The 26,323-nt window shown below is 72.5% G+C and carries 16 protein-coding genes and 8 pseudogenes; 11 read left to right on the forward strand and 13 right to left on the reverse strand.

Going from position 1 to position 26,323, the window contains the following annotated elements; all coding sequences use genetic code 11:
• Window positions 1–276 precede the first annotated feature (276 nt).
• A pseudogene (locus tag BJF83_RS11565) lies at window positions 277–885 on the reverse strand (LLM class flavin-dependent oxidoreductase); the annotation flags it as partial.
• Window positions 886–1,170: 285 nt separating this feature from the next.
• On the opposite strand from BJF83_RS11565, the gene BJF83_RS11570 reads away from it, so the two are divergent.
• The 4 genes and pseudogenes from BJF83_RS11570 (at window position 1,171) to BJF83_RS11585 (ending at window position 4,949) form a co-directional block, all read left to right on the forward strand.
• Window positions 1,171–1,758: an RNA polymerase sigma factor gene (locus BJF83_RS11570; RefSeq protein WP_075926283.1), complete on the forward strand. Its 588-nt coding sequence runs from the start codon at window positions 1,171–1,173 to the stop codon at window positions 1,756–1,758.
• A complete protein-coding gene (locus BJF83_RS11575; protein ID WP_075926284.1) occupies window positions 1,755–2,561 on the forward strand; it encodes a zf-HC2 domain-containing protein in 807 nt (268 codons plus the stop codon). Before BJF83_RS11570 ends, BJF83_RS11575 begins: the two co-directional genes overlap by 4 nt.
• A pseudogene (locus BJF83_RS11580) lies at window positions 2,558–3,441 on the forward strand (ATP-binding cassette domain-containing protein). The gene BJF83_RS11575 and the pseudogene BJF83_RS11580 overlap by 4 nt, the downstream one beginning before the upstream one ends.
• Window positions 3,438–4,949, forward strand: a complete 1,512-nt coding sequence (locus BJF83_RS11585) for a hypothetical protein (RefSeq protein WP_075926285.1) — start codon at window positions 3,438–3,440, stop codon at window positions 4,947–4,949. Before BJF83_RS11580 ends, BJF83_RS11585 begins: the two are co-directional and overlap by 4 nt.
• A gap of 164 nt (window positions 4,950–5,113) precedes the next feature.
• Here BJF83_RS11585 and BJF83_RS11590 read toward each other — a convergent pair whose 3' ends face one another.
• Window positions 5,114–6,397, reverse strand: coding sequence for a class I SAM-dependent RNA methyltransferase (locus BJF83_RS11590; RefSeq protein ID WP_075926286.1), 1,284 nt, complete (start codon window positions 6,395–6,397; stop codon window positions 5,114–5,116).
• A gap of 224 nt (window positions 6,398–6,621) precedes the next feature.
• On the opposite strand from BJF83_RS11590, the gene BJF83_RS11595 reads away from it, so the two are divergent.
• Together BJF83_RS11595 and BJF83_RS11600 are read left to right on the forward strand one after the other, a co-directional pair.
• On the forward strand, window positions 6,622–7,296 hold the full coding sequence (locus BJF83_RS11595) for a TrkA family potassium uptake protein (protein WP_075926287.1): 675 nt from the start codon (window positions 6,622–6,624) through the stop codon (window positions 7,294–7,296).
• A gap of 1 nt (window position 7,297) precedes the next feature.
• Window positions 7,298–7,989, forward strand: a pseudogene (locus BJF83_RS11600) (potassium channel family protein).
• On the opposite strand, the pseudogene BJF83_RS11605 reads toward BJF83_RS11600, so the two are convergent.
• Window positions 7,986–8,758: pseudogene (locus BJF83_RS11605) on the reverse strand (DUF3159 domain-containing protein). The pseudogenes BJF83_RS11600 and BJF83_RS11605 sit on opposite strands and share 4 nt — an antisense overlap.
• Before the next feature lie 366 nt (window positions 8,759–9,124).
• On the opposite strand from BJF83_RS11605, the pseudogene BJF83_RS11610 reads away from it, so the two are divergent.
• Window positions 9,125–10,227, forward strand: a pseudogene (locus BJF83_RS11610) (serpin family protein).
• Between the two features lie 123 nt (window positions 10,228–10,350).
• On the opposite strand, the gene BJF83_RS11615 reads toward BJF83_RS11610, so the two are convergent.
• The 4 genes and pseudogenes from BJF83_RS11615 to valS form a co-directional block, all read right to left on the reverse strand.
• Window positions 10,351–11,091 carry a PIG-L deacetylase family protein gene (locus BJF83_RS11615; RefSeq protein WP_075926298.1) on the reverse strand — a complete coding sequence of 247 codons (741 nt, stop codon included), beginning with the start codon at window positions 11,089–11,091 and terminating at the stop codon, window positions 10,351–10,353.
• Between the two features lie 40 nt (window positions 11,092–11,131).
• Window positions 11,132–11,980 (reverse strand): DUF3710 domain-containing protein, encoded by an 849-nt coding sequence (locus BJF83_RS11620; protein WP_075926299.1) that lies wholly within the window; start codon window positions 11,978–11,980, stop codon window positions 11,132–11,134.
• Between the two features lie 58 nt (window positions 11,981–12,038).
• Window positions 12,039–12,514: pseudogene (gene dut, locus BJF83_RS11625) on the reverse strand (dUTP diphosphatase).
• Between the two features lie 143 nt (window positions 12,515–12,657).
• Window positions 12,658–15,233 (reverse strand): annotated as a pseudogene (gene valS / locus BJF83_RS11630) (valine--tRNA ligase).
• Between the two features lie 181 nt (window positions 15,234–15,414).
• Between valS and BJF83_RS11635 the strand changes: the two are divergent.
• Window positions 15,415–15,693: a DUF4235 domain-containing protein gene (locus BJF83_RS11635; protein ID WP_075926288.1), complete on the forward strand. Its 279-nt coding sequence runs from the start codon at window positions 15,415–15,417 to the stop codon at window positions 15,691–15,693.
• Between the two features lie 207 nt (window positions 15,694–15,900).
• Here the strand turns inward: BJF83_RS11635 and BJF83_RS11640 are convergent, their stop codons facing one another.
• From BJF83_RS11640 to BJF83_RS11650, 3 genes are all read right to left on the reverse strand, one after another.
• Window positions 15,901–16,197 (reverse strand): DUF4193 domain-containing protein, encoded by a 297-nt coding sequence (locus tag BJF83_RS11640; RefSeq protein ID WP_075926289.1) that lies wholly within the window; start codon window positions 16,195–16,197, stop codon window positions 15,901–15,903.
• A gap of 445 nt (window positions 16,198–16,642) precedes the next feature.
• Window positions 16,643–17,893 (reverse strand): HAMP domain-containing sensor histidine kinase, encoded by a 1,251-nt coding sequence (locus BJF83_RS11645; protein ID WP_075926290.1) that lies wholly within the window; start codon window positions 17,891–17,893, stop codon window positions 16,643–16,645.
• Window positions 17,890–18,543 (reverse strand): response regulator transcription factor, encoded by a 654-nt coding sequence (locus BJF83_RS11650; protein ID WP_075926291.1) that lies wholly within the window; start codon window positions 18,541–18,543, stop codon window positions 17,890–17,892. The genes BJF83_RS11645 and BJF83_RS11650 overlap by 4 nt, the downstream gene beginning before the upstream one ends.
• A gap of 606 nt (window positions 18,544–19,149) precedes the next feature.
• Here BJF83_RS11650 and BJF83_RS27890 point away from each other — a divergent pair.
• Entirely contained in the window at window positions 19,150–19,314 is a 165-nt protein-coding gene (locus BJF83_RS27890) for a hypothetical protein (protein WP_017598337.1), read from the forward strand.
• A 147-nt stretch (window positions 19,315–19,461) separates the two neighbouring features.
• On the opposite strand, the gene BJF83_RS11655 is transcribed toward BJF83_RS27890, so the two are convergent.
• The 3 genes and pseudogenes from BJF83_RS11655 to BJF83_RS11665 all read right to left on the reverse strand — a co-directional run bounded on the left by BJF83_RS11655 (window position 19,462) and on the right by BJF83_RS11665 (window position 23,593).
• Window positions 19,462–20,271 (reverse strand): inositol monophosphatase family protein, encoded by an 810-nt coding sequence (locus BJF83_RS11655; protein WP_075926292.1) that lies wholly within the window; start codon window positions 20,269–20,271, stop codon window positions 19,462–19,464.
• A gap of 21 nt (window positions 20,272–20,292) precedes the next feature.
• A pseudogene (locus BJF83_RS11660) lies at window positions 20,293–22,328 on the reverse strand (prolyl oligopeptidase family serine peptidase).
• 233 nt (window positions 22,329–22,561) lie between these two features.
• Complete coding sequence (locus tag BJF83_RS11665; protein ID WP_075926293.1) at window positions 22,562–23,593, reverse strand: ferrochelatase; 1,032 nt, start codon at window positions 23,591–23,593, stop codon at window positions 22,562–22,564.
• A gap of 127 nt (window positions 23,594–23,720) precedes the next feature.
• Between BJF83_RS11665 and BJF83_RS11670 the strand changes: the two genes are divergently transcribed.
• Both BJF83_RS11670 and sepH read left to right on the forward strand, forming a co-directional pair.
• Window positions 23,721–25,019: a D-arabinono-1,4-lactone oxidase gene (locus BJF83_RS11670; RefSeq protein WP_075926294.1), complete on the forward strand. Its 1,299-nt coding sequence runs from the start codon at window positions 23,721–23,723 to the stop codon at window positions 25,017–25,019.
• A gap of 427 nt (window positions 25,020–25,446) precedes the next feature.
• The coding region (sepH, locus tag BJF83_RS11675) for a septation protein SepH (RefSeq protein ID WP_262391475.1) at window positions 25,447–26,323 on the forward strand (877 nt) is incomplete at its 3' end.

Here is a 26,323-nt window from a genome sequence, read left to right on the forward strand (position 1 = left end):
GCCCTCCGCTGTCACCTGCATCCATCTGGTCCACGCTGACCTGCGGCGACACCACTCGCCGCGGACCAGGTGGTCCGTTGACCGCGGGCGTCCACGATGTTCGGGGCCGGGCGTTCGCAAGCGGTCAGGTTCACACGCCCGTGCCGGGAGCGGGTCGGGGGGAGTCCCGCTGTTATCTTGACGTCAAGGTATCCAACTTGTATCTCGATATCAAGTTATCGGGTGGCGGTCCGGGCCCCGACGCCGCCCCCCGCCGACCGGCCGCGACCGCAGCGCTCAGCCGAGCTGCGGCACGACCTTGTCGGCCACCAGTTCCAGGTGGTCCAGATCGGACATGTCCAGCACCTGGAGGTACACGCGCTCGGCGCCGATCTCGGCGAACGCCCCGAACCGGTCCACCAGCTCGTCCGGAGTGCCCGCCAGGCCGTCGCGCCGGAGTTCGCCGACGCCGCGACCGATCCGGTCGGCCCGCCGCGCGACCTCCGGCTCGTCCTGCCCCACGCACAGGACCTGCGCGGCCGAGTAGACCATGGGGGACGTCCGTCCGCGGTCGCGCACCGCCGCACGGGTGCGCTCGAAAGCCGCGGAGGTGTCCCCGACCGAACCGAACGGAACGTTGCACTCGTCCGCGAACCTGGCAGCCAGGCGCGGCGTGCGCTTGGCGCCGGCCCCTCCGGTGACCACGCAAGGGTGCGGCTCCTGCTGGGGCTCGGGCAGCGCGGGCCCCTCCGCGAGCCGGTAGTGCTCGCCCTCGTGGCGGAAGGTCTCCCCGGCCGGTGTGGACCACAGACCGGTGATGATGTCCAACTGCTCCTCGTAGCGGTCGAAGCGCTCACGGGCCGCGACCGGGAAGGGGATGCCGTAGGCCGCGTGCTCGTCCTCGTAGGTGGCCCCCTGTTGGGGCTCAAGGAAGATCCTCAGGCGCATACGCCCCATTTTCTCCCACGCCCGCGTGCGTCCGGACACCCGGCGCGCGAGCGCGGTCGAAAAGGCCCGGCCAACGCAACGCACGGCTCTCCCGACACGCGACTCCCCTGTGACGCAACTCACGCTGACCGCGGGCGCCCGAAGCGCCGTCCCAGGGGGTGGCCGCTCTGCCGCCGTCCGCCGTGTGTGGGAGACTCCGATTCCTCCCGGGCCCGTAGACCGAGACACCCCCGGAGAACGTCAGTGAAGCTGTTCCGCCGCTCGCGCCGCCGCGCGCCGTCCTTCGGCCCCGACAGTTCCGACCCGGAACTGCTGGCCGCCGTCGCCGCCGGGGAGTCCGACGCACTGGAGATCCTGCACCGCAGGCACACTCCATGGCTGCGGGCGCGGCTGCGCTACCGGTGCTCGGACACCGACCAGCTCGACGCCGCGCTCCAGGAGACCTTTCTGGCAGTGTGGCGCAACGCCGGTTCGTACGCCCCGCGCCCCGGCGACACCGACGCCGGGGCGTGGCTGTGGACCATCGCGATCCGCCAACTCATCTCGCAGCTGCGCAAGCGCGCGAACCGCTGGATCGCCGACGTCGACCCCGAACCCTACGAGACCGTCGGCGACGCCTCCGCGGAGGATTTGGTCCTGCTCAACATCGAGCACGGCCCCCTGGGCGCCGCCATGCACTCCCTCTCCCCGGAGCTGCGCGCGGCCATCCAGGCCACCGTGCTGGACGGACTCACCGTGCGGGAGGCCGCACAGATTCTCCAAATCCCCGAAGGAACCGTGAAGACACGGGTGATGCGCGCCAAGGCGCGTCTGCGGGAGGCACTGACATGAACTGGCACCTGACCCCTGCCGAGATACGCGCCTACGCGTTCCACACCGCCGACGACGTCACGGCGATGTCCGTGGAAGCCCACCTGATGCACTGCCCGCCCTGCCGAGGGCTGCTGCCCGCGGACGAGGACTGGATCGAACGCAGCTGGTCCGAACTGCGCGACGTCGTCGACCGGCCCCGCGCGCACCCGGTCGAACGCCTGTTGCGCGCGCTCGGACTCGGCGACGCGGCCGTGAAACTGCTGGCCGCCACACCGCAGCTATACCGCGCCTGGCTCCTGTCCACGGTGCTCGTCCTGGCCTGCGCCCTGGGCGCCGCGCACGCGCTGCCGAGCGGATCACTGGTGTTCTACTTCACCGCGCCGATCCTCCCCCTGGCCGGGGTGGCGCTCGCCTACGGCCGCGGCGTGGATCCGGCGCACACCCTGACCTCGGTCACGCCGATGGCCGGGCAGCGGCTCCTGTTCGTGCGCACGTGCGCGGTCCTGGTGCCCGCCGTGATCCTGTGCACCCTCGCCGCACTGCTCATGCCCGCGCCCACCACACCGTGGTCGGCGGTCTTCTGGCTGCTGCCCGCGCTGACGCTGGTCGCCGGTTCGCTCGTGCTGTCCCAGTGGGCCCACCTGAGCCTGTCCAGCGGTGCCGTGGGGCTCCTGTGGCTGCTGTGCCTCACGGCGCTGTCCGGCGCCGAACACCTCACCCCCCTCGCCATGGTCGCGCCGCACGCGCAGCCCTGGTGGGCCGTGGCACTGGCCGCCCTGGTCGGGGCCCTCCTGATCCGTTCCAGAATGAGGACCTCGTGACCGACTCGGCCGTCCCCGTCGTCCGTGCGCGCGACCTGACCCGCAACTACGGCACCCGGACCGCGCTCGACGGCGTCGACCTCGACCTGGGTCCGGGGGTGACCGGCCTGCTGGGCCGGAACGGAGCCGGCAAGACCACCCTGTTGCGCTGCCTGGCCACCGACCTGGACGCCGGCCAGGGCGAACTGCGCCTCCTGGGACGCGACCCCCTCCGCGCCGCCGACCGCACCGAGATCCGGCGACGCCTCGGCTACCTGCCGCAGAACCCCGAGTTCTACCCGCACTTCACCGCGTTCGCCCTGGTGGACTACGTGGCGTGCCTCAAGGAGCTGGGCGGGCGCCGGGCGCGCCACGACGAGGTGCGGCGCAGCCTGCGGCGGGTGGGCCTGTACGAACGCCGCCACACCCGGGTGCGCCGCCTGTCCGGAGGAATGCGCCAGCGGTTGGGGTTGGCCTGCGCACTGCTCGGCGATCCCGAACTCCTGCTCCTGGACGAACCGACCATCGGCCTGGACCCCGAACAGCGGATCCGGTTCCGCGACCTGGTGTCCGAGCTGGCCAGGCACAGCACCGTCGTGCTCTCCACCCACCAGATCGAGGACGTGGCGGCGCTGTGCCGCCGCGTCGTGTGCCTCGACCGGGGCCGCGTGGTCTTCGACGGGACACCGGGTGAGCTGGTGGAACGGGCCCAGGGCAGGGTGTGGGTGCAGGGAGAGCGCCCGCGTGAGGGGGTCACCACGTGGCGGCTGGCGGACGGCCGCTACCGCGTGCTCACCCCGGAGGGACCACACCGGCCGACGACGGTGCGCGCACCCGCGTGGAACCCACCCTGGAGGACGCCTACCTGCTGCTCACCGGTGTGGAACGGGAGGCGGTGTGAGGCGCGCCGCGGCGTTCGCACGACTGACCGGCTTCAATGTCCGCAGGTTCCTGGTCCAGCCCTTCCTGTACCTGGGAACGGCGGTCTCGGCGGCGCTGGTCTACGCCGCCCAGGCCGGATACCACCGGCCCAGCGCGCTGGACGTGGCCAACACGACGGAGTCCGCGGCGCTGGCCGTCGCCGCCACGATGTTCGCGGCGACCACCTTCCCCGCGGTGCGCGAGGCCCGCTACTCCGGCTCCGTCGTGGCGCCCCTGGGCCGCACCGGGCGGTTGCTCTCCCTCCTGGTCGCCGCCGCGCTGGTCACGGTGGTGTGCCAGGCGGCCGTGGCCGTGCTCTGCCACCTGGTCGCCGACGGCCCCCAGTTGGGTGCGGTCAGCCCGTACGCCCGGGCCGTCCCCTTCGCCCTTGCCCTGGCCGGGCCCGCCGCCTCGGTCGCGGCCGCGATGTGGACCCGCTCCTACGCCCAGATCATCGTCCCCGCCGTGATCCTGCCCGGCTACCTCCTCTACCTCGACACCGCCCTGGCGTCCGCGGGCCCGCAGGTGGTCCACCGGGTGCAGAGCCTGGCCGTCCTCAGCTTCGACCCCTTCTCCAACCGGTCGCCCAGCATCACGGTGCTCTCCGGGCTCTACCTGGTCTACGCCCTGCTGTTGGTCGGGCTGTTCGTCTCGGTCGCGCTGACCGCCCGGCCCAGGCGGGGCGCGGCGCGCGGGATCGCCGCCGGTGCGTGCGCGGTCCTGGCCGCGGGAGCCCTGGCCACGCCCGTGTACGCGAACGCGGTCTACGGATGGGACCACAGGTTCCCCGACAGTGCGTTGCACGGCACCACGAGCTGCGAGGTCAGGGAGGGGATCACCTACTGCCCGCTGCCGGGCTTCGAGGGCCTGGTCGACAAGTGGCACGACGCGCTCGGCCCGCCCCTGGCGTTGCTGCCGGAGGAGGCCCGGGACCGGTTTCCGGTGGTCTGGCAGGACGGGGAGTCGTTCACACGGGACTTCGAGGCGCCCGAGGGGCGGGGCGTCGTGACGTACGACCTCGGGCTGTTCGAGGAGCCCTACTTCAGGCCCGAGATCATCAGCGGAGGGGCGCGCGTGGTCCTGGGCCTGCCGGATGCCTACGCCGAACCGTGCTGGGCCACGGGTCAGGCCAGGCTCCCCCTCATGGTCTGGCTCACGACGGTCTCCTCGGGCGACGCCGCCGAGCCCTGGGCGCCGAACGTCAACTACCAGCTGACCGCGTTCGGGCCCTCCAAGACGGACCTCGTGGTGGCAGGTGCGCTCGCGGAGCTGCCCGACGAACGCGTCGCCGAGGTCCTGTCCGCGCACTGGGACACGTTGTCCTCCCCGGAGGGGCGAACCACGGACCTGGCCGGGCTGCTCGACCTCCCCGTACCCGCGGGCGGGGACCGGTTGGCCGACGCCGACGACTGGCGCCGCCACGACCCGTGGCACTACTTCGATCCCGAGGCCGACCTGCCCCCGGAGGACGCCGGAACCTGCGACTGACCCCTCCTGGGGGTGCAGGTGGTCGGTGAGCGGCTGTCCGCGCTCTCCTGGACGGGGATGGCCGAGCTGGCTCTGGGCCTCGCGGTGCCGCGCGCCCCCCGGCGCCGACGCCGGGGCGGGGTCCGCCGGGCCCGGGGGACGCGTTCCCTCGGGCCCGCGGGCGGTCAGGAACGGTGGCGGCGCGCCTTGTGCACGGGCTCCAGCACCGCGAGCATCTCCACGTGGTGGGTCATCGGGAAGGCGTCGAAGGCACGAAGATCCACCAGTGCGTACCCCTCGGCGTCGAACGCGGCCAGGTCCCGCGCGAGCGTGGCCGGGTCGCACGAGACGTAGGCGACCGCGCGCGGCCGGGTGCCCGCGAGCAGGCGAACGACCTCGGCGCCGCCGCCGGTCCGCGGCGGGTCCAGGACGACCACGTCCGCGCGCACGTCCGCCCACTCGCGCATCTGGGCGGCCACGTCGCCCCGCTCGACCCGGACCTGCTCCAGGTCCCGCAGGTTGTACCGGGCGTCGCGCACGGCCTCGGCGCCGCTCTCCACGCCCATCGCCCGCCCCTGCGGTCCCACGGCCTCGGCGAGCGGGCGGGTGAACAGCCCCGCCCCGCAGTACAGGTCCAGGGCGGTCTCCCCCGGTTTGGGCGCCAAGGCGTCCATGACCGCCTCGGTCAGGACCTCCCCCGCCGCCGGGTGCACCTGCCAGAAGCCGCCCGCGCTGACCCGGTACTCGTGTCCGGCCACCGTCTCCCGCACCCCGCGGCGTCCGCGCACCGACTGGACCCTGCCCCCCTTGAAGCGCCGCAGGACGGCGCTGGAGGCCTTGAGCTCGGGCAGGGGGCCCAGCTTCGAGCGGGCCGGGGTCACGACGACGGCGCGGTCGGCACAGCTGGCGGAGGCCACCGCCTCCACGTCCCGAACGTCCTTCCAGACGGCGTCGGTCACCCCCAGTTCGGTCACGCCGGGGTGCGCGATCAGGCACTCGTCCACGGGTTCGATGTCGTGTGACCGGTGGCGGCGCAACCCGGGGCGTCCGTCCGCGTCGACGGCGAACCGCACGCGTGTGCGCCAGCCCAGACCGTCGGGGTGACCGGGCAGCTCCTCGACGGTGATCGCGCGGTCGATCCCGGCGATGCGGTTCAGTTGGTCGGCGACGACCTTGGCCTTGATCCGGCGCTGCGCGTGGAGCGAGGCGTGCTGCCAGTCGCACCCGCCGCACCTCCCGGGCCCCGCGAACGGGCACGGGGCCTCGACCCGGTCCGGAGAGGCCGTGAGCACCTCGATGGCCTCCCCGCGAAGGAAGCGCGACGTCCGCTCGGTGATCCGCACCCGCACGTGCTCGCCGGGCAGGGCGTGGCGGACGAAGACCACCTGGTCGTCGTGGCGCCCCACGCACCATCCGCCGTGCGCGACGTCGTCGACGGACAGTTCGAGTTCGGTGCCCACACGGGTCATGGGGAAGTCCTTCGGAAGAGAGGCCGGGTACACCGGTGACCCTGCGCGCACAGCCACCAACCGAACCCAATCTAGCCGACCGGCGGGACCCGCCGGACGGCGCCGACCGCACGCCTGGGTTCCCGGGACGGTCGCGCGTGTCGGGACGATCTGTGCCAAGGTGAGACCGTGGGCGGGCGGCGTCCACCGGGTCGAACGGCGTTCTCGACGGGAGTGCGGGCGAGGTGCACATCGTGATCATGGGGTGTGGGCGGGTGGGCTCCACCCTCGCGCACACACTGGTGGACCTGGGTCACTCGGTCGCGGTGATCGACCAGGACCCCGACGCGTTCCGACGGCTGCGCGGCACGGTGTCCAAGCACGCGGTCCGGGGTGTGGGGCACGACCGGGAAGTCCTACTCGCGGCGGGGATCGACCACGCCGGCGCCTTCGCCGCGGTGAGCAACGGCGACAACTCCAACATCATCGCCGCCCGGGTGGCACGCGAGACCTACGGCGTGCCGCACGTCGTCGCGCGCATCTACGACCCGCGCCGCGCCGAGGTCTACCAGCGTCTTGGCATCCCGACCGTGGGGACGGTGCGCTGGACCGCGGACACGATCCTGCGCCGTATGGTCCCCGGCGACGAGCGGCTGGCCGCCGGGCCCGAGTGGCACGACGCCTCCGGCACCCTGGCCATGAACGAGCTGACGCTCCCCCCGAGCTGGGTCGGACGCAGGGTGGCCGATCTGGAGGCACGGACCCCAGTCCGGGTCGTGTACCTGACCCGGGACGGCTCCATCCTGCTGGCGCGCTCCGACGAGCCCTTGACCGAGGGCGACGTCCTGCACGTGGTCGCGCACGGCCGCGACCTCGACCAGCTGCGCCTCGACACCGGTGAAGAGACGGGACACGAGTGAGATGCGGATCGCCATCGCGGGAGCGGGCAGCGTGGGCCGTTCCATCGCCACCGAACTGGCCGCCAGCGGCCACGACGTGCTGCTGATCGACCGGGACACCCGGGCGATCGGCGTCGACGACCTCCCCCAGGTGGAGTGGCTGCTCGCCGACGCGTGCGAGCTGGCCAGCCTGGAGGACGCCCGTCTGGGCGACGCCGACGTGGTGATCGCGCCAGCAGCGACGACAAGGTCAACCTCGTGGTGTCGCTGCTGGCCAAGACCGAGTTCGGTGTGGACCGGGTGATCGCCCGGATCAACGAGCCCGACAACGAGTGGCTGTTCAACGAGTCGTGGGGCGTGGACCTGGCGGTCTCCCCGCCACGGCTGATCGCGGATCTGGTCGAGGGGGTCACCGACGACGAGCTGGCCGAGGAGGGCGCCCTGCCGCCGTTGCCGGGCGCGGAGATCGCCGAGTCCGTGCTGCACGCCGCCAGTCCGTTCGTGGGCGGGCCCGAGAGTGCCATGACCGGGCGCCTTCCCGAGGGCGTGGCGCTGGTCGCGGTGGTCGGTCCGGGCGGTGTGCGCCCGCCCGACCCGGCACGCACCCTGACGGTGGGCAACACGGTGGTCTTCCTCGCCGAACCGGAGGCGCTGGGACCCCTGGAGGCCCTGCTCGGCCCGGCCGACGGCGGCGCGCCGGACCAGAGCGACTAGCGACCGCCGTCGCCCTGCTCCGGGTCCCGCGGCCCGGGGTCGGCACGGTTCACCAGGGGGGTTCGGCCCCGCGCAAGGACCCACACCATGGCGGCGAACGCGGCCACCTGGAGCGGCCAGCCCATCGCGACCTTGGCCAGACCGAGGAGGGCGAAGGTGTCGGCGACGTCGTGGTGGTCGAGCAGCCACAGCGGATACTGCACGATCACCCGGATCACGCACGGCAGGACCAGCAGCCACGTCAGCCGGGAGGACAGCCTGACCACGGCCGGGTTGGCCCGCCAGGAGGTGAAGTCCTCCCTGTCGCCGATGAACGGGCCGATCATGAGGCCGATCGCGGGCCAGCGCACGAGCACGGACAGACTCAGGACCACGGCGTAGACCGCGTTGTAGATGACACCGGGCAGGAACGCGTCGGCCGCCTCGCCGCTACGCATGGCGAAGACCGCCGCGATGCCGATGCCGAACAGACTGGTGAGGACGTACTGCACCGACGAGCGCTGGACCAGGCGGAGCACGCCCAGCAGCAGCGCGGCCGCCACACCGGCGATGATCGACTGCCGCAGGTCGGACAACGCCACGTAGGACAGGGTGAAGGAGAGGGTGGGCACGGCGGTCTCGACCATGCCGCGCTTGCCCCCCAGTGCCTTGGCCAGCTGGAACGTACGAGCGCCTCGACGGTGTCCTCGGTGACCTTGGGCGTGTCCGCCCCGTCGCCGTCCCCGGTCGGCCCGGCGGTCTCCCCGGAGGCCCGCTGCTGGTCTGTCATCCCGCTCCCGGTCGCTGCTCGTCGTGTCCGGTCGGAGCCGCCCTCGCACGGGTCCGGCGCCACCCGTCCAGCCTAGTCCACGCGTCCGCGCCGCCCCGGGGCGCACGGCGGACGCGGTGGGTCCCGGGACCTCGCTCCGTCCCATCCCGTCCCGGTTCGCCCGCCCTTGACGTGTGCCCGGTGTCACATCTGGCGACCTTCGCCGCGAGTCCGTACCCTGGCGGCGCCGACCCCGTCGCCCAGATCTCCATCAGCGACCGGAGCGCCCCGGAGGGTCGGGGGGCCGTTCCTCCGAAGTCAGCGAAGTCAGCACCCCGTCAGCCACACCCGGCCCTCCCAGGCCGATCAACAACGTACGGAGATCCCATGAGGTTGTCCGACCCGCCGAGAACCGACCACCTCGCGTTCGCCGCCGCCCTGGACCGGGTCCTGGCCGCCCCGGACGCCTCACACGTCTGGTCCCCGCACTCGGTCGGCACGGTGCTGGGCGTGCTCGCGTCCGGCGCGGCGGCCGGACCCGTGACGAGCTGGAGCTGCTGCTCGGTCGGAACGTCCCCGTCCACCTGGCCGCGTTGGACGCGGCGGTCTCGGCCGCCGAAGGTCTGGAGCTGGCCACCCTCAACGGCCTGTACGTGCCCGACGACCTGCGCGTGCGGCCCACCTTCGCCGGGCAGGTGCGCGCCCGGCCCGGCGTCGAGGTGGAGGGGGTCGGCTTCGCTCGCGATCCGGAGGGGGTGCGCCGACGGGTCAACGGCCGGGTGTCCGAGGTGACCCGGGGCCTGGTCCCCGAACTGCTGCGCGCCGGCTCGGTGCGCCCCGACACACGACTGCTCCTGGTCAACGCGCTGTGGGTCGCGATGGTGTGGATCGGTTCCTTCGCCTCGGACGCCACGCGCGGGCGGACCTTCCGCGCTCCCGCCGGTCCCCGCGAGGTACCCACCATGCACCGCCGGGAGGACATGGCCTACGCGGAGGCGGCGGGGTGGCGAATGGTCGGGTTGGCGGGTGAGCACGGCCTGACCCTGGACGTGCTGCTGCCCGAGGACCCCTCGTCCGCGCCGCCGACGCCGGACGCGGCGGCCCTGGCCGACCTGTACCGGGCGCGCCGCCTCCGTGAGGTGGAGTTGGCGCTGCCCCGCTTCTCGGTGGGGACCGACACCCAGCTCCTGGCACCCCTGGCGGAGCTGGGCGTCACCAGGCTGGCCGGTGACCGCGCCCGGTTCGACGGAATCAGCGACGAGCCGCTCCGGGTGGAGGGGATTCTGCACCAGGCCGTGCTGAGGGTGGACGAGAAGGGAGCCGAGGGCGCCGCCGCCACCGCCGCGGTGACGGTGATGTCGGCGATCGTGCCCTCTCCGCCCGTGGAGTTCACCGTCGACCGGCCGTTCGCGTTCGTTCTCCGGCTCGGCGAGGCGATCCTGTTCCTGGGCCGCGTCGCCGACCCCGTGGACCCCGGTGCCGCCTCCTGAGCACCGCCACCTGGTTCGACCGTCATTCCCCCGTCCAGGTGAGGAGCGACCCATCGCTGGGCCCGTCCCACACCGGCGGCCCGGGCAGCTCGTGCGCGTGCGCACCGACGCCTGAGCCGGACCTCACACGTCGAAGACCTCGAACTCCGTGGCCAGCGCCGCACCCACGCGGCGGCCCGCCTCCGCGGCGGCGCTGGACAGGAAGGACTTCTGGTCGAAGCCGTCCAGGCCGGCCAGATACACCTCGTGCGCGTCGAGCGACGCCACCCCCGCGGCCAGGTCGGCCTCGCCCAGTTCCACGAAGTGCGTGGAGCGGGGCGAGGCTCCGAAGGCCACGAAGCGCACCCCGGACCACGGTTCGACGCCGTCGCCGAGCTGGTCGGCGAACACCCACCGGTTGGCGGCGTCGCGGACCGCGTCGAGCAGGGCGGGGCCGAGCACCCGGTGGTCGGCGTGGTTGAACGAGGTGCCGCCCGGGAAGGCCTCGCGGAAGTTGACGGACACGATGACGTCGGGGCGGTGCCGCCGGATCGCTTCGGCGAGCGCGCGCCGCAGGGAGAGCCCGTACTCCAGGGCGCCGTCCGCGAACTCAAGGAACTCCACGGTCTCGGCGCCCACGATCGCGGCCGACGCGCGTTGTTCCGCCATGCGCACGGGACCGCACTGCTCCGGCGGCAGGGAGTCGATGCCCGCCTCACCCCGGGTGACCATGAGTTCGACCACGCTCTTGCCCTGAGCGGTCCAGCGGGCGATCGCCGACGACACCCCGAACTCCAGGTCGTCGGGGTGCGCCACGACCGCCAGGGCCCGGTTCCAGTTCTCGGGGAGCGGCCGGGGGGCGCGGTTGTCGTTCGTGTCCGTCATGACCATCACCCTACGCCGCCCCGGCACGCCTTCCGATGGTTCAGGAGCCCTCGGCCTCGTCGGGAGTCCGCCCGGCCTGACCCGCGCTGGCCGAGCCGTTCGGGGAGCTCCCGGCGTTGCCGCGCTGGGCCGCGCGATGCGCGTTGCGCTCCTTGACCGCGGCGGCCATCCGCTCCTGAAGCTGCTTGGGCACGGTGATCTCCAGCAGCTCGCTGGGCGGCACCGGCTGTTCGCCGCGGACCACGACGATGTTGGCGAACAGCTGCTCGGCCTCGGCCATCATCTCGGGCTTGGAGGCGCCCTCGCCGCGGATCACGCCGCGCAGGACCCAGCGCGGGCCGTCCACTCCGATGAACCGCACCCGCTGACCCAGCTGCCTGCCGTCCTCGGTCTTCTTCCCCTGGACCGGGATGACGGCCTGGAGTTCGGGGCCGAAGGTGCCCGAGTGCTCCTCGGCCTGGCCTCCCTGCTTGGTGACCTGCTCGCGCAGCTCCTCGCGCATCTCGTCCCACAACCCCGAGGACTTGGGGGCCGCGAAAGGCTGCACCTGGAGCGCGGTCTTGCCGCGCACGAGGGTGACACCGATGATCTTCTGCCTGCCCCTGGCGTCCTGGGCGACGTTCACCTGGATGTCGGTGCCCTGCTCCATGGGCAGTTTGAGGCTGCCCAGGTCCATGCGCCGGGCCTCGGGGACATCCTCGGTGGAGTCCCAGGGGCCGGTGGCCCGGTGACGGTCGGCCTCCTTGGCCACCTGCTCGGTCGGCCGCTCGGGCTCGATCTCGTTGTCGAAGGAGACCTCTCCCGCGGCGCCGTTCCGCCGAGCGGCGGACCCGGTCTCCGCGGCTCTGCCGGTCTTGTCGTCCCGCTTCCTACGGCGGCGTCCAAACACGCCCTTCACCTCTCCGCTTCCGTTGCTCCCCGGGTGACACCGGGATTTCGGGGCGACCTCACCGCAACGCGGCGTGGCCCCCGGTCGAACCGAACCCGCCAACTCCGCGCACCGACTCGGGGAGGGAGTCCGCCTCGGCGAACTCGGCCCGCTCCACACGCTGGACGACCAGCTGCGCGACGCGGTCCCCGCGCGACAGGCGTACGGGGGTGTCCCGGTCGGTGTTGATGAGTGTCACCCTGATCTCGCCGCGGTACCCCGCGTCGACGGTGCCCGGCGCGTTGACGATGGTCACGCCGCAGCGCGCCGCCAGCCCCGAACGCGGGTGGACGAACGCGGCGAACCCCTCTGGCAGGGCGATCGCCAGCCCGGTGGGAACCGTGGCCCGCTCACCGGGCGCGAGGTCGACGTCGACGGCGGTGTACAGGTCGCGCCCGCGTCGCCGGGGTGCGCGTACGCGGGCAGGGGAAGGCCGGGGTCCAGGCGGCGGACCGTGATCGGGATCCGTCCGCCTTCCAGGGATGAGGTACTCACAACCGCTGAGCCTATCGCCCTTCGGGAGGTGCGCCCGGTGTCCGACGCCCCGGAGCGCGGGACGGACTCCGGCCGCGGCCGGACCCGGGACGCGCGAACGGGGGGCCGGGCGCCCGAGCCCAGCCCCCCTTCCGGCCTGGTCGTCAGTCCTGGGCGGACTCGGGCAGCGTCACCTCGACGGTCAGCTCGGCCTCGTCAGTGGCCTCGAAGTCGATCCCGGCGGCGCGGCCCGCGGCGGCGATGTCGCCGCTGGCCGCCCGGGCGGCCTCGACCCGCTTGCCCCAGACCCGAACCCGCTCGACCTCGGCACGCATGGACAACTTCGCCTCGGACTTGGCCTTGCGCACGGCGCGCAGCACCTCGGCGGTGGCGGCCAGTACGGCCGGGTCGCCGTCGACGGCGGCGGCGCGGTACTCGGCCGCCTCCGGCCAGGGCTGGGAGTGCACGGAGCCCTCCTGCCACCAGCTCCAGACCTCCTCGGTGACGAAGGGCAGGAACGGGGCGAACAGCCGGTGCAGGGCGCCCAGGGCGATGAGCAGGGCCGCGCGCGCGAGGCGCCCTCGGTCGACCCGGTGTCGTAGGCACGGGCCTTGACCAGCTCCAGGTAGTCGTCGCACAAGTCCCAGAAGAACCGCTCGGCGCGCTCCAGGGCCCGGGTGTGGTCGTAGGCCCGAAAGGCGGCGGTGGCGTCCTCGACCACGTCCGCCAGGGTGGCCAGCATCGCGCGGTCCAGCGGCTCGGTGACCGCGGTCGGGTCGGTGACGGCGCCCTCACCCGCGACCGACATGACGAACTTGCTGGCGTTGAGGATCTTGATGGACAGTCGTCGGCCGACCTTCATCTGGCCCTCGTCCATGGCGGTGTCGGTGCCCAGGCGCCCGCTGGCCGCCCAGTACCGGACCGCGTCGGAGCTGTACTTCTCCAGCAGCGCGACCGGCGTGACGACGTTGCCCTTGGACTTGGACATCTTCTTGCGGTCCGGGTCCAGGATCCAGCCGGAGACGCCGGTGGTGCTCCAGGGCAGGGCGCCGTTCTCGAAGTGGGCGCGCACGACCGTGGAGAACAGCCACGTGCGGATGATGTCCTGCCCCTGGGGGCGGAAGTCCATCGGGAAGACGCGCCCGAACAGGTCGGGGTCGCGCTCCCATCCGGAGGCGATCTGCGGCGTCAGCGAGGATGTCGCCCAGGTGTCCATGACGTCGGGGTCGCCGATGAAGCCGCCCGCCTGGCCGCGCTGGTCCTCGGTGTGGCCCTCGGGCGTCTGCGAGCTGGGGTCGACCGGCAACTGGTCCTCGCGCGGCAGGATCGGCGCGTCGTAGCGGGGGTTGCCCTCGGCGTCGAGCGGATACCAGACCGGGAACGGCACGCCGAAGAAGCGCTGTCGGCTGATCAGCCAGTCGCCGTTGAGCCCGCCGACCCAGTTCTCGTACCGCGAGCGCATGTGCTCGGGGTGCCAGACGAGCTCGCGCCCGCGTTCGATGAGCGCCTCGCGCAAACCCTCGTCACGTCCGCCGTTGCGGATGTACCACTGACGGGTGGTGACGATCTCCAAGGGCTTGTCGCCCTTCTCGTAGAACTTCACCGGGTGCGTGATCGCGGTGGGCTCGCCGATGAGGTCGCCGCTGGCGCGCAACAGGGCGACCACGCGCTCGCGCGCGGTGTGGACGGTGGCGCCGACGAGGGAGGCGTAGGCCTCGCGTCCCTCGGGAGACTCCAGACCCTTGGGCGGGTCGGCCATGATGCGGCCGTCCCAGCCGATGATCGGCCGGGTCTCCAGTTGGAGCTCGCGCCACCAGGTGACGTCGGTGATGTCGCCGAAGGTGCAGATCATCGCGATGCCGGACCCCTTCTCGGGGTCGGCGAGGCGGTGCGGCCGGACCGGGACCTCGACGCCGAAGACCGGCGTGCGCACGGTGGTGCCGAACAGGTCCTGGTAGCGCTCGTCGTCGGGGTGGGCGACCAGGGCGACACAGGCCGCGAGCAGCTCGGGACGGGTGGTCTCGATGTGGACCGGGGTGCCGTCCGGCCGGTGGAAGGCGAGCCTGTGGTAGGCGCTGGGGCGCTCCCGGTCCTCCAGCTCGGCCTGGGCGACGGCGGTGCGGAACGTGACGTCCCACAGGGTGGGCGCCTCGGCCATGTAGGCCTCGCCGCGGGCCAGGTTGCGCAGGAAGGCGCGCTGGGCGGCGGCACGGGAGTCGTCGTCGATGGTGGCGTAGGTGTGCCGCCAGTCGACGCTCAGCCCGAGGCGGCGCCAGATCGACTCGAAGACCTTCTCGTCCTCTTCGGTGAGCTGGTCGCACAGCTCGATGAAGTTGCGGCGGGAGACGGGGATCTGCCGCTTGGGGTCGGGCTTGACCGGGGGCTGGAAGTCCGGGTCGTAGGGGATCGACGGGTCGCAGCGCACGCCGTAGTAGTTCTGGACGCGGCGTTCGGTGGGCAGACCGTTGTCGTCCCAGCCCATCGGGTAGAAGACGGCCTTGCCGTTCATCCGCTGGAAGCGGGCCACCGTGTCGGTGTGCGTGTAGGAGAACACGTGGCCGATGTGCAGCGAGCCCGAGACGGTGGGCGGCGGGGTGTCGATGGAGAAGACGTCCTCGCGGCCGCGGGTGCGGTCGAAGTGGTAGACGCCGGACTCATCCCATACGTCGACCCACTTCGCCTCGATACCGTCCAGCGAAGGCTTGTCGGGCATGCGGAAGGAATGAGAGCGGTTGGTCATGTGGCAATGGTAGTCCGCTGGCGGCCGTGTTCGTTCCGCTTTCCCGGCGCTGCACCGCGGGCGCCAATACCCTACCCGGGTATCATGCGTGCTGGGGGCGTCCGTGAAAGGATCCCCACTACGGACACGGCGCGCCACGGGCGTGCCATCGAAGCCCAACGGAAACGGTGAACGAGACAACATGGCCAAGAAGGACGGCGGTGAACTCGCCCCCGCTCTGATCGGATTCGTGGCGGGGTTCGCCGCGGAGTACGTCACCCGCAAAGCCCTGACCTTCGCCTGGACCCGTGCCACCGGGGAGGAGCCCCCTACGGACATCGAGTCCCCCGAGGTCGGGCTCGGTCACGCCCTGGGGTGGGCCGTGGTGGCCGGTGTCGGCGTGGAGGTCGCCCGGGTGCTCGCCGTGCGCACCGCGCGCAAGGGGCTGACCCGGTCCGGCCGCGACGCGATCGAGGTCTGACCCGGCCCCGCGGTCGGCTTCCGCGGCGGTACGCGGGCCCGGACGACACACGGTGGACGGCCCACCGCACGCGGCACGCGTGTGGTCGGCCGTCCACCGCCGTGCGTGATGTCGGCGCCCGGCGCGACGGTCACCGCCGTGCGGGCCCCGGCGACGGGGGTTCGGCGGTGGGTACCGCGGACGGGGACGGTGGTCCGCCCCGTCCGCTCAGGCGCACTCCTTGCAGATCAGCTGCTTGTCACGCTGTTCGGCGAGCTGGCTGCGGTGGTGCACCAGGAAGCACCGCGCGCAGGTGAACTCGTCGGCCTGACGCGGGAGGACGCGGACCGCGAGCTCCTCGCCGGACAGATCCGCGCCGGGCAGCTCCATACCTTCGGCGACCTCGTCCGGGTCGGCGTCGATCGGCCCGGCGGCCTTCTCCCCGCGCCGCGCCTGCAACTCCTGGAGACTGTCCTCGTTGATTTCCTCGTCAGTCTTGCGCGGGCTGTCGTAGTCGGTGGCCATCTGTGCTAACTCCATCCCCCTCGTTCAGTGCCTCGTCGCGCGGGTGTAACGCTTGAGAGACCTTCGTTGTGCCCGGTTCCGCCGATGAGTTTTTCCGTTCCTGGCGAACCGTGCCCCCTCCCGGGTCACCGTCCACAGGTCAGCGGCACTCTCACGGGACCGTGACCGAAGGCGGCCATGGCGGCCACACCTCGGTCGGCTCCCCGTGTACTACCCGGTGTCGGACTCCCGCACGGGAGCCTGTTCGCCCATCCCGGACGAGCGCGGAACACTCCCCCACCGGTGGGCAATATCCAAGACATGCCCACGTCAGGAGGGATTCCCTCCGTGTCCACGCCCGGGGAAGCATACCCACCCGGAGTCGACGCTCGTGACAGGGGTGGGCGTGTCTTCGGACACGTATAGATACCACGAAGCGTGGCCTTGCGCAGCTCGCGCGCGGCACTCAGCGGCGCTCGGCCGTCTCGCCGGGGGGACCGAGCAGGCACACCGTGACGACCAGCCCCCCGCCCGCGCGCGGCCAGGCGGTCACGACGCCCTCATGCGCGCGCACGACGGAACGGACGATGGACAGACCCAGTCCCGCGCTGCGTCCCGAACCCACGCGGTCGCCGGAGCCGCGTCGGAACGGCTCGAAGAGGCCCTCGATCTCGTAGGCGGGGATCACCTTGCCCGAGTTCTCCACCTGGACGGCGGGGCGCCCCTCGTACATGCCGCTGCGGACGGTGATCTCGCCCTCGGCGACGTTGTACTTGAGGGCGTTCTCCACGAGGTTGCCCACGAGCCGCTCCAACAGGACGGGGTCGCCCTCCACCAGGGCCGGGCGCAGGTCCAGACGCAGCTGGAGGCCGGACTCGGACAGGTCGCCCGCCAGCTGGCTCAGCACGGTCTCGGCGACCTCGCCGAGGTCGACCCGGGTGCGGGCCTCCAGCTCGCGGTCGCTGCGGGCCAGGAAGAGCAGGCCGTCGATGAGGCGTTCGTGGCGCGCGTTGGTCTCCAGCAGGGTCTGTCCAACGCTCTTGAGGTCGGCGGAGACCTCCGGGGAGCTGAGCGCCACCTCCAGGAGGGTCCGGTTGATCGCCAGCGGGGTGCGCAGTTCGTGCGAGGCGTTGGCGACGAAGCGGCGCTGTCCGTCGAAGGCGCGGTCGAGTCGTTCCAGCATGCCGTCGAAGGTGTCGGCGAGTTCGCGGATCTCGTCGTCGGGCCCGGACAGGGCGATCCGCTCGTGCAGGGAGCGTTCGGACAGCCGCCGGGCGATCCGGGTGATCTTCTGGAGCGGGGAGAGGGCCCGCCCGGCCACCGCGTACCCCAACGCCACCGCGAGCAGCCCGACCAGGAACAGGGCGAGCAGGGAGAAGCGGGTGACGTGGGTGAGGACCTCCTCGATGAGGTAGCTCTGCGCGGCCAGTTCCGCGGCGCTCTCCTCCGCCAGCAGGGCGTTGAGCAGCACCGTGACGATCAGGTAGTTGACCAGCACCAGCACCGAGCCCGCGGCGAAGAACAGCATCCCGTAGATCAGGGTGAGCCGCGAGCGCAGGCTGAGGTTGTCGGTGAAGCGGTGCACCCGTTCGGCGGCGGCGGAGCGCTCCGCGCCCTGTCCGGAGGGCGCCACGGTGTTGAGCCTGCGCCACGTGCCGGTGTCACCCGGGCGGGTCGGCTCGACCTGTCCGGGCTCCGGGCGCTCCGCCGGTCTCACAACCGGTACCCCGCACCGGGGACGGTCTGGATGACCGGCGGTTCGCCGAGCTTCTTGCGCAGGGTCATCACCGTGACCCGGACGACGTTGGTGAAGGGGTCGGCGTTCTCGTCCCAGGCCTTCTCCAGCAGCCCCTCTGCGCTGACCACGGTCCCACGCGCGCGCATGAGCACGTGGAGGACGGCGAACTCCTTGGGCGTGAGCGCCAGTTCGCGGCCGTCGCGGTGCACCCGGTGGTTGGCCGGGTCGAGCTCGATGCCGTGCCGCTCCAGGACGGGGGGCAGCGGCGGCACCGCGCGGCGGCCCAGGGCGTGCACGCGCGCGACGAGTTCGGCGAAGGCGAAGGGTTTGGCCAGGTAGTCGTCGGCTCCCAGGGTGAGCCCCTCGACCTTGTCCTGGACACCGTCGGAGGCGGTGAGCATGAGGATGCGGCCGGTGTAGCTGTCTCCCACCAGCGACCGGGCGACGTCGTCGCCGTGGGTGCCGGGCAGATCTCGGTCGAGGACGACCACGTCGTAGTCATTGACGGCCACGTGCTCCAGGGCGGTGTCACCGTCGTAGACCACGTCCACCGCCATCGACTCGCGCCGGAGTCCAACCGCCACGGTGTCGGCCAGGACCCGTTCGTCTTCGACCACGAGTACGCGCACGTTGACCTTCTCGACCTCTGTTGCCTGGGAAAAAGAAAGAGGGGCCGCTGCCGGCGCATCCCCCAACACACCGGCAGCGGCGTTCTTGGTCCCGGCCGCGTCATCCGTTCTCCCACATCCGGAGTAAGGAGGCGGTAAACCCGCCGTGGCCTCCTCCGCGGAGAACCACTCTCCTCATCCCGTGGGGACACGGGCGCTGGGCCGAGAGCTTCGATCCCTGCTGCGCACGGGGAGCCGCCGCCGACGAATCCCCCAACCGTCGGCGGCGGCCCAACCCCGCACATCTCGAATCTGACACATCAAGAATAAGAAACAAGTAAGCATGGGGCGCACCGGGGAGATGTGTCATGCCCCACCCCGCCTGCCCCCGGGCCCGTCCGGGGCTCGGCGGCCGGTCCCTGAAACCGGGGTCGCCGGTGGGGTTTGGATCACCCGGCGGCCGGGGTAGGAGACGCACGCGTGGGCACCGGCCGCCTCAGGCCGGACCGCGACGGGTACGCGCCACACCGAAGTGGCGCCATCGGATCGCGCGGACACGCAGTCGTGCGCTGACGGCTTTCACCGGGACACCCGTGTGCCCCGGTGCCGACCCCTGAGAGAGGTGTCATGGGCGAGTTCCTCGCAGAGATCAAGGTCCGGATCAACGAGACCTCCCGGTCGCTCCGCTCGGCTCAGGCCGCCGGGGACGACTTCCTCGCCGACACACACGCGTCGGAGCTGGAGGACCTCTACCGGATCGCGGCTCGCAACGGCATCGACACCCGCTGCTGACGCGGGTGCGGCGGCCCTGACCCGGATCCCCCCGGACCGGCGGGGCCCCGAACACGGGGCGGGGCGGATCACGGGTCCGCCCCGCCTCTCACGTGTCCTGGGGCGTTCACACCGCGGCGGCCCAGGGAACCGCGGCCCCGGCGGCCGTCAGCCGTCGGTGTCTGCGCCGAGCGGCGCCAACAGGCCGTCGAGGGCCTCGTACAGCTCCGGGCGCGCCGCGATGACCAGATCGGTGCTGGGCGGCCCGCCGGCCGCCCCGCCCACGCGCACGCCGGCCTCACTGGCGATCAGGCCGGGCGCGGCCCAGTCCCAGGGGTTGAGTCCGCGCTCGTAGTAGGCGTCGCAGCGGCCGGTCGCCAGTCCGGTCAGGTCCACGGCCGCGGCGCCGCAGCGCCGGATGTCGCGCACCCTGGGGAGCACCTCCAGCAGCACCCGCGCCTGGTGGGCGCGCCGCTCGGGGAAGTACCCGAAGCCGGTGGCCACCAGGGCCCGGTCCAGCGGCACGGCGTCCGGGGCCCGCAGCGCCACGCCGTTGCGGCGGGAACCGTGCCCGAGGACCGCCTCGAACATCTCCCGGCGCGAGGGGACGTTCACGGCGGCGGCCACGACCCTCCCGTCCACCTCGGCGGCGATCGCCACCGCCCAGTCCGGACTCCCGTACAGGTAGTTGACCGTGCCGTCGATCGGGTCGACGATCCACCGCACGCCGCTGGTGCCGATCACACCGCCGCCCTCCTCACCGAGGACCGCGTCGTGGGGGCGGGCCCCCAGCAGCCGGGCACGGATCAGCTCCTCGGCGGCCCGGTCCATCTTCGTGACGACGTCCGTGGGGCTGGACTTGGTGTCGAGCACGGTGACGCCCGCCTGGCCCCCGGCGGCCAGCTCCCCCGCCTCGGCCGCCGCGCGCACGGCGAGCGCGCGCAGCTCCTCAGGGTCGGGAGGATGGGTGGTACTCACGTGTGGTCCCCCGTTCGTGGGTCAGAGCAGTTCCGGCCTGGTCCACTCCTTGCCGTGGACGTGGTGGTCCAGGAAGGCGAAGACCGTCTCATACCAGATCCGGGCGTTGCCGGGCTTGAGGATCCAGTGGTTCTCGTCGGGGAAGTACAGGAATTTGGCGTCCACCTCGTGTAGGAGCAGGTCCCGCCACAGGCGCATCCCCTCCGCGATCGGCACGCGGTAGTCCTTGTCCCCGTGGATGACGAGCATGGGCGTACGGATCCGGTCGGCGCGCAGGTGCGGCGAGTTCAGCGTGTAGCGGTCGGGTTGGGCCAGCGGGGTCCCGAACTCCCGTTCCCACGCCGCCGGGTGGTCGGTCGTGCCGCTGAAGCCGTCCAGCGCCCACAGCGAGGCGTGCGAGACGATGGCACGGAAGCGGTCGGTGTGCCCGGCGATCCAGTTGGCCATGTATCCGCCGAAGGAGCCGCCCATCATGGCGGTCCGGTCGGCGTCGATGTCCGCGCGCGCCTCGGCGGCGTCGGTGATCGCCATGACGTCGGCGTGGGTGCGCGGCCCCCACTTCCCCCAGGCGCGACGCAGCATCCGCTGTCCGTATCCCGTGGACAGGGCGGGGTCCGGCAGCAGGACCGCGTAGCCGCGCGCGGCGAGCAGCCAGGGGTTCCAGCGCCAGGACCAGCCGTTGAAGCTCATGTAGGGGCCGCCGTGCACCCAGACCGTCAGGGGCGCGGGGGATTCGGCCGAGGCCTCCTCCGGCAGCACGAGCCAGGACCGGATCCGCTCGCCGTCGTCGGCCGTGGTCTCGATCTCGGTCAGAGTGCCGGGCATGGTGAGTTCGGACCCGGGCGTGCGCAGGGGCGTGGGCGCTCCGTCGACGACGGCGGCGTCCAGGCGCACGGGCGCGGGCGGGGCGTCCCAGGCGTCGCGCAGCGCGAACACGTGGCGGCCGTCGGGAGAGGGGTTGAGCGCGCCGTAGGAGCCGTGGTCGCCCGTGAGACGGCTGAGCGTGCCAGTGTCCAGGTCGACGCGGAAGACGGGTCCGCGGCCGTCCTGGTCGGCGACGAGGAAGACGGACGCGGAGTCGGCCGCCCACGCGTAGTCGCGCGGCCAGAGCTCGTGGTCGGGCAGCAGGTCGCGGCCCTCACCGGTGGCGAGGTCGACCAGCCACAGTGTGTGGTCGCGGGGCTCGCCGTCGTACGTGCCCGCCGAGCCGCGCGTGAGCAGGACGTGGCGGCCGTCCGGGGAGACCCGCGGCCCGCCGAAGTCGTGGTCGGGGTCGCTGGCCAGGGTGCGGCGCTCGCCGGTGGCCGTGTCGACGGACACGACGTCAATGCGGTCGGCGCCTCCCACGGTGAGCACCCGCCACTCGGTGACCAGCGCCGACCCGTCGGGGGTGAGGTCGCCCGAAGCGTTCACCAGGGCCATACCCGCGTCGGGGGTCAGGTCCCGGTGCTCGCCGAGACCGGAGTCGCCGTCGGCGGGCGGCTCGGCGATCAGGTAGCGGGGGTGGTCGGGGCCGATGTCGCCGTCCCAGTAGCGGATGGGCAGGGCCTCGTGGAGGATCGCGGTGACCCCGGCCTCCTCCCGTGCCTCGCGGGCCTCCCGGTCAGCCTCGGCGGTCTCGCTGCCAGCGTGTGTGTCGGAGGTGAAGGCGACCAGGCCGCAGTCGCGCGCGACGGTGAAGGAGGAGACGCCGCCGGGTCTGGAGGCGACCGGGCGCGCCTCGCCGCCGTCGGAGGGCAGGAGCCACAGGGCGGGTTTGGGAGCGGCCTCGGAGGTCGCGTCGGGATTGGGCCGGCCGGAACCGAACAGCAGCGATCCATCGGGGAGGAAGTGGGCGGCGCTCTCCCCCTTGGCCGAGCGGGTCAGGCGCCGGGGTGCGTTCCCGCCCTCGGACGCGGGGACCGTGTCGATCTCCCACAGGGCGCTGTGGAAGGCGGCGCCGTCGGGCCCGAGGCCGCTGACGGGCGCCACGAGGCGGGTGCGTCCGGGGAGAGGCGCAGCCCGTTGACACGGCGGAGACGGACGTACTCCGGCAGTTCATACCAGGAACGAACCAAGGCGAATCCTCCTGAACCGTCGACGTGTGGTCTGGAGCCGACCCTATCGGGCGAATCCCCGCAGACGGGGGGACCGGCCGCGGGCCCGCCGCCCCCCGGGGGGTTCGGTTCGGGCGCCGACAGGGGCGAGCACCGCGCCGCGGGCATCCGTCGAGGGTGGTGGGGCCACGGACGGGACGAAGCGGAGCGGAGGCCCGCGACGAGCGCGGCCGCGGCCCTCCGCCCGACCCGGCTCAACGCTGCCGGCAGCAGACCTGGCCAGGCTCGGGGCACCGGGGCAGTCCGCCCAGGCGCACCGGCGCGGCGCCGTCGGTGCACTCGCGGACCAGCTCGGTCACCATGGACACGAACCGCGGGTGGGTGCCGGGGCTCAGCGCCCGCTCATAGCCGACCCCGAGCTTGCGCGCGGTCTCGCGGGCCTCCACGTCGAGGTCGAACTTGACCTCCATGTGGTCGGAGACGAATCCGTGCGGGACGACCACGACCGCGGGCACGCCGTCCTTGGCCAGCTCCTCGATGCGGTCGTTGACGTCCGGCTCCAGCCAGGGCTGGCTGGGCGGGCCGCTCCGGCTCTGGTAGACGACCTCGTAAGGGTACTCGCGGTCGAGCCGGGCGGCCACCAGGCCCGCCACCTCGGCGAGCTGGGCCCCGTAGGCGCCCTCCGCTCCGAACGCCCGGCCGGGGCCGCCGCTGGCCTCTGCCATAGCGGTGGGGATGGAGTGCGCGGAGAAGAGCAGCCGCGCGCCCGCCCGCTGGTCCGCGGGCAGCGCGGCGAGGGCGGCGTCCGCGTGCTCGACCAGGGGTTCGACGAAGCCCGGGTGGTCGTAGAAGGGACGGATCAGCTCGACCTCGGGGGCGTCGTCACCCAGGGCGGCACGGGCCCGGTCGATGTCCTCCTGGTAGGCGGTCCGACTGGACCAGTTGCAGTACGCGGACGTGGGCAGCGCCAGCACCCGGCGCACGCCCTCGTCCCGCATCCGGGCGAGGGTGTCGGTGAGCATCGGCGCCCAGAACCGGTTGCCCCAGTAGACGGGAAGGTCCACCCCACCTGCGGCGAAGTCGTCGGTGATCGCCGCGATCAGGTCCCGGCACTGCTGGTTGATCGGGCTCACGCCACCGAAGAGGAAGTAGTGCTCACCCACCTCCGCCAGCCGCTCGCGGGGGATGTTGCGCCCCCGGGTCACGTTCTCCAGGAACGGGATGACCTCGTCCTCGCCCTCCGGTCCACCGAAGGAGATCAGCAAAAACGCGTCGTAAGGCCTCATGGGGCCTATCAAACCAGCCCTCCCGGCGCCCGCTCGCCCACCCCCGCTCCGGTGTCCCGTGTTCGTCGAACCCTGGGCGCCGCTACCCCCTGGCCACACACGTGACTCGTGGGTAATGTCACGTCGCATGACTGACGTGTTGTGGAACACATGGGCGGGCACCCATCAGGCCCGCCCCCGGCGGACGGCGGCCCCGAACGGCACCGGCGAGGTCGCGGCGGCGGTCGCCTCCGCCGCGCGGGACGGCCTGAGGGTCCGGATGGTCGGTTCGGGCCACTCCTTCACCGACGTCGCGATCACCGACGGACTCCTGCTCTCCCCCGCATCACTGACCGCGGTGCGCTCGGTCGACCCCGGCGAGGGGACGGTCACGGTCGAGGCCGGGCTCCCGTTGTGCGACCTCAACGACACCCTGGCCGAACACGGCCTGGCCCTGGCCAACATGGGCGACATCGCCGTGCAGACCGTGGCCGGCGCCGTGCAGACGGGCACGCACGGGACCGGGCGCGACGCGGGCGGTCTGGCCGGCCAGGTGGTCGGACTGGAGATCGTGCTCGCCGACGGGTCGGTCGTGGAGTGCTCGGCCGACCGGGAACCGGACCTGTTCCACGCCGCCCGGGTGGGGCTGGGAGCCTTCGGCGTGGTCACCGCGTTGACGATGGCGGTGCGCCCCGCGTTCCTGCTGCACGCGCGCGAGGAGCCGATGCCGCTGGACGAGGTCCTGGAGCGGCTGCCCGAACTGCGCGCGGACAACGACCACTTCGAGTTCTTCTGGTTCCCCCACACGGACAGCACCAGCACCAAGCGCAACAACGTCACCGAGGGCCCCGCGCGTCCGCTCTCCGCCCTCCAGTCGTGGTGGGACGACGACTTCCTGTCGAACACGGTCTTCGACCGCGTCAACCGGCTGTGCCGGAGCTTCCCCTCCCTGGTTCCCGGCGTGAACCGGATCAGTTCGCGGGCCCTGTCCACGCGCTCCTACACGGACGTCTCGCACCGGGTGTTCGCGTCGGTGCGCGACGTGCGCTTCGTGGAGACGGAGTACGCGATCCCGGCCGAGCACACGGCCGACGTGCTCCGGGAGGCGCGGTCGATCGTGGACCGGGGCGGGCACCGGGTGAGCTTCCCGGTGGAGGTGCGCTTCGCCCCGGCCGACGACGTGTGGCTGTCCACCGCCCACGGCCGGGACACGGCCTACGTGGCGGCGCACATGTACCGGGGGGTCCCCTACGAGGCCTACTTCGCCGACCTGGAGGCGTTGTTCACGTCCGTGGGCGGCCGTCCGCACTGGGGCAAGGTGCACACCCGCGACCGCGATTACCTGGAGCGGGTGTACCCGCGCATGGGGGACGCGCTGGCGGTGCGCGACCGGGTGGACCCGCGCCGCCGGTTCGGCAACGCCTACCTGGACCGGGTGTTCGGCTAAGCGTGTTCCGAGGACGCCAGGAACCAAGAAGGGCCACACTCCGGTGGACACCGGCGTGTCGGGTTGCGCACGAGGGGGATTCGTGATCTGGATGCGGCCCGAGATCGGAGTTTTCCCCGGGCCTGGGGTGATTACGTACCCGCGGGATACCATCACGGCGGAGCCCTGACGCGGAATGGACGACATCCCGCCGTGACCGCTCCCGGTCGGAGCAGGGTCCGCGTGTCAAGATTGGCACCGGAGACGACCGTTGAGGCTCCCGGGACGGCCCGGGGCGACCCGTGGTGAGGACCACGGACGGGAGGCGGCCACACAGTTCGGACATGCCGGGCGCGGTACTGGCCGAACCGTGGTCGGCCGACCAGACTTGGAGAACGCGGGGGCTGGCCGCCGAACCTGCTCTCGACGGGACGCGAAAGGGAGGGCGATGCACGAGCTTCGCCTCGTGGCCGTGAGTGAGGACGGCACCTACCTGGTGCTCGCCAGCACAGGTCGTGGGACCCGTTTCACGCTGCCCGTCGACGACCGCCTCCGCGCCGCCGTACGCGGCCAGTTCTCCCGGCTCGGCCAGTACGAGATCGAAGTGGAGAATCCGTTGCGCCCCAAGGAAATCCAGGCCCGCATCCGGTCCGGCGAGACCGCGGAGGCCATTTCCGAGATCTCCGGGATCCCCATCGAACGGGTGCGCTGGTTCGAGGGCCCCGTCCTCCAGGAGCGCGAGTACATCGCCCAGCAGGCCCAGCGCGCCACCGTGCGCGCCACCGGCGACGCCGCCCCGGGCCCCTCCCTGGAGGAGGTGGTCACCCGGAGGATCGGCGCCCACCAACTGGAGACCGGCGACGCCTCGTGGGACTCCTGGAAGAGGGAGGACCGGACCTGGCAGATCAAACTCGTCTTCCTGCACGGCGGCGACGAACGCGTCGCCCACTGGCTGTACGAGCCCAGACACAACAGCGTCGCCCCCGCCGACGAGGAGGCCGCCCGGTTCACCGAACCCGCGGCGCCCGTGCGTCCGACCGCCCTCGACACGACGGTCACGCCCTTCGCCCCGCGCCGACCCGAGAGCACGGTGGAGCGGCCCGGGCCCGACGTCGAACAGCCCGTCGAGCACGGAACCGACCAGCCCGGCCGTCGGCTGTCCCCGGCCCCGGACGAGCCGCCGCGCCACGCCGCCCGCACCCGTACCGACCCGTTCGAGACGCCCGAGTCCGACGAGCGGTACCAGCGGCACCTGGACCCCCTTCCGCCCCGGCAGGCCCCCCGCACCGAACCGGCGGCCGCCCACCGCGCTCCGGAGCCGACCG

Source organism: Nocardiopsis sp. CNR-923, from assembly GCF_001942255.1.
Classification (GTDB): domain Bacteria; phylum Actinomycetota; class Actinomycetes; order Streptosporangiales; family Streptosporangiaceae; genus Nocardiopsis.